This is a genomic window from Kitasatospora putterlickiae (genome assembly GCF_039527695.1).
Classification (GTDB): Bacteria; Actinomycetota; Actinomycetes; order Streptomycetales; family Streptomycetaceae; genus Kitasatospora; species Kitasatospora putterlickiae.
Map to the genome: position 1 here is coordinate 1 of NZ_BAAAKJ010000255.1, position 2,936 is coordinate 2,936.

The 2,936-nt window shown below is 71.9% G+C and carries 2 protein-coding genes; both read left to right on the forward strand.

All coding sequences use genetic code 11. The annotated features are described in order from the left end of the window. The first annotated feature begins 216 nt into the window (after positions 1-216). Positions 217-1,407, forward strand: coding sequence for an ROK family transcriptional regulator (locus tag ABD308_RS25525; protein ID WP_344338925.1), 1,191 nt, complete (start codon positions 217-219; stop codon positions 1,405-1,407). A 96-nt stretch (positions 1,408-1,503) separates the two neighbouring features. Continuing rightward, a complete protein-coding gene (locus ABD308_RS25530) occupies positions 1,504-2,865 on the forward strand; it encodes an ABC transporter substrate-binding protein (protein WP_344338926.1) in 1,362 nt (453 codons plus the stop codon). The last annotated feature ends 71 nt before the right edge of the window (positions 2,866-2,936 follow it).

Below are 2,936 nucleotides of genomic sequence, written 5' to 3' on the forward strand. Positions count from 1 at the left end.
CCTCGGCGAGGAGGCCGCCGCATCACAGATCCGCCTTCTCTCAGTTGTCACAAATTCCTCTCCTCAAGGCCGGCCCGAGCGGGGCCGTGGGGCGGCTGGTAACGAGTCGGCATCCTCCGGGGGAAGGGCCATTGACACTCCGCCGACGGGGACCGTACGGTCCTGTCCCGAAGCGACTGGAAAGTTTCCTAACAGTTCGAGGAGGAGGATCTTCGCGTGACCGGAAACACCGCCAAGGCCCCCCTCGCGGGCACGCCCAGCCTGCTGCGGGCCATCAATGACCGCGCCGCGCTCGAACTGCTGCTGGAGAACGGGCCGCTCTCCCGTACGCAGATCGGCACGCTGACCGGGCTCTCCAAGCCCACCGCCTCGCAGTTGCTGGCCCGGCTGGAGGCCGCCGGGCTGGTGCTGCCGGTGGGGACCACGGCGGGCGGGCCCGGGCCCAACGCGCAGCTGTACCAGGTGAATCCGGCGGCCGGCTATGTCGCGGGGCTGGACGTCACCACCAGTCAGGTGCGGGTCGCGGTCGCCGACATCACGGGCTCCACGCTCGCCGAGCACGTCGTCCCCACCAAGGGGTGGACGGCCGCCGAGACGGTGCCCGGGGTGGCCGGCGCGGTCGCCGGGGCGGTGCGGGCCGCCGGGCTCGCCGAGGGCAGCCTGCGCGGCGTGGTGATCGGCGTCGGCGGCGCGCCCGACCCGGTCACCGGCAAGCTCCGGTACGCCTCCCACCTGCCCGGCTGGCACGCGCCGCGGCTGGCCGCGGGGCTGGCCGCCGCGATCGGCGCGCCGGTGACCATCGAGAACGACGTGAACCTCGCCGCCGTCGCCGAGCAGTCCTCCGGCGCGGCCCGCGGCTTCGAGGACTTCGTGCTGCTCTGGGCCGGCGAGGGCATCGGCGCGGCGATCGTGATCGCCGGCCGGCTGCACCGCGGCTTCACCGGCGGCGCCGGGGAGGTCGGTTACATGCCGGTGCCCGGCGCGCCGGTGGTCAAGGACGTCCGCCGCCGCAACTCCGGCGGGTTCCAGGAGCTGGTCGGCGCCCCCGCCGTCCGGGCCCTGGCCAAGGAGCACGGGCTCGGCGCGCCGACCGCCGAGGAGTCGGTCGCCAAGGCCCTGGTCACCCCCGGCGCCGGCGACGCGTTCCTCGCCGAGCTGGCCGCCCGGCTGGCCGTCGGACTGGCCGTGATCGTCGCCGTCGTCGACCCCCGGCTCGTGGTGGTCTCCGGCGGAGTGCCGAACGCGGGCGGCGAGCGCCTGCGGGCCCTGATCGCGGAGGAACTGGCCCGGATCGCGGCCGCCCGGCCGGAGGTGCGCGGCAGCGCGCTGACCGGCTCCCCCGTTCTGCTCGGCGCGCTGCAACGCGCGCTGGCGGCCGCCCGCGAGGCGGTCTTCTCCACCCACTGACGCTCCGCCGCACTCCCTGCACCCACCTCTCCCCCATCCCCAACGCGGGACCCGAGGCAATGACGCCTGCCCGCGCAGCCCCAGGAGGACCTCGAAGTGCACTCCACCACCTCCCACTCCCGCAGAAGCCGCCGGACCCTCGCCGCCGTCACCGGCAGCGCCGTCCTCGCCCTGCTCGCCACCGCCTGCACCGGCAGCAGCGACGGCTCCGGCAGCGACGACTCCGCCAGTGGCAAGGACGTCACCATCACCTTCTGGCACGGCTGGAGCCAGGACGCCGAGGTGAAGGCGATCAACGACAACGTCGCCGCCTTCGAGAAGGCCCACCCCAACATCAAGGTCAAGGCCGTCGGCAACATCGCCGACGACAAGGTCAACCAGGCGCTGCGGGCCGGCGGCGACGACGCCCCCGACGTGGTCTCCTCCTTCACCACCAACAACGTCGGCATGTTCTGTTCCACCAAGGCCTTCGCCGACCTCAAGCCGCTGCTGGCCAAGGACGGCATCGACGCCGCCAAGACCTTCCCGGCCGCGATGCTCAACTACACGCAGTTCCAGGGCAACCAGTGCTCGCTGCCGCTGCTGGGCGACGCCTTCGGCCTGTACTACAACAAGAAGGCCTTCGCCGACGCCGGCATCACCAACCCGCCGAAGACCTTCACCGAGTTCGCCGAGGCCGCCAAGAAGCTGACCATCGCCGAGGGCGACGGCTACAAGCAGCTCGGCTTCATGCCGCTCTACCACGGCTACGAGTCGACCACCGAGCACCTGCTCGGCCAGTACGGCCCCAGCTACTTCGACTCCGCCGGCAAGTCCACCATCGCCACCGACCCGAAGGTCGCGGCGATGCTGAAGTGGCAGAAGGGCCTGGTCGACCAGCTCGGCGGCTACGAGAAGCTGGAGAAGTACCGCGCCACCTTCGGCGAGGAGTTCAGCGCCAAGAACCCGTTCCACACCGGCCAGGTCGCGATGGCCATGGACGGCGAGTGGCGCACCGCCTCGCTCGCCGCCGACAAGCCGGACTTCGAGTGGGCCACCGCGCCGTTCCCGGTGCCGGACGACCAGGCCGGCACCTACGGCCGCGGCTACCAGACCGGCACCATCGTCGGCATCGCCAGCACCAGCAAGAAGCAGGCCGCGGCCTGGGAGTTCGTCAAGTTCCTGACCACCGACACCGACGCGGTCGTCTCCTTCGCCAACGCGATCCACAACGTGCCGAGCACCTTCGCCGCGCTGGAGTCGCCGAAGCTGGTCGCCGACGAGAACTTCAAGACCTTCGTGGAGATCGCGAAGAACGCCAACTCCGGCACCACCCCGGCCGTCGTCAACGGCGGTGGCTACCTCGTCTCGCTGCAGAACGTCGGCTACGACTACGAGTCGGGCAAGCAGACCGATCTCGCGGCCGGCCTCACCGCCGCCGCCAAGGAGATCGACGCCGCCATCGCCCAGGCCAAGTAGCGCCCGGCGCGTCCGGCCCGTCCACGGAGCTCCCATGTCACTCGCGTCCGCCACCCGCAAGGGGGCCGGAG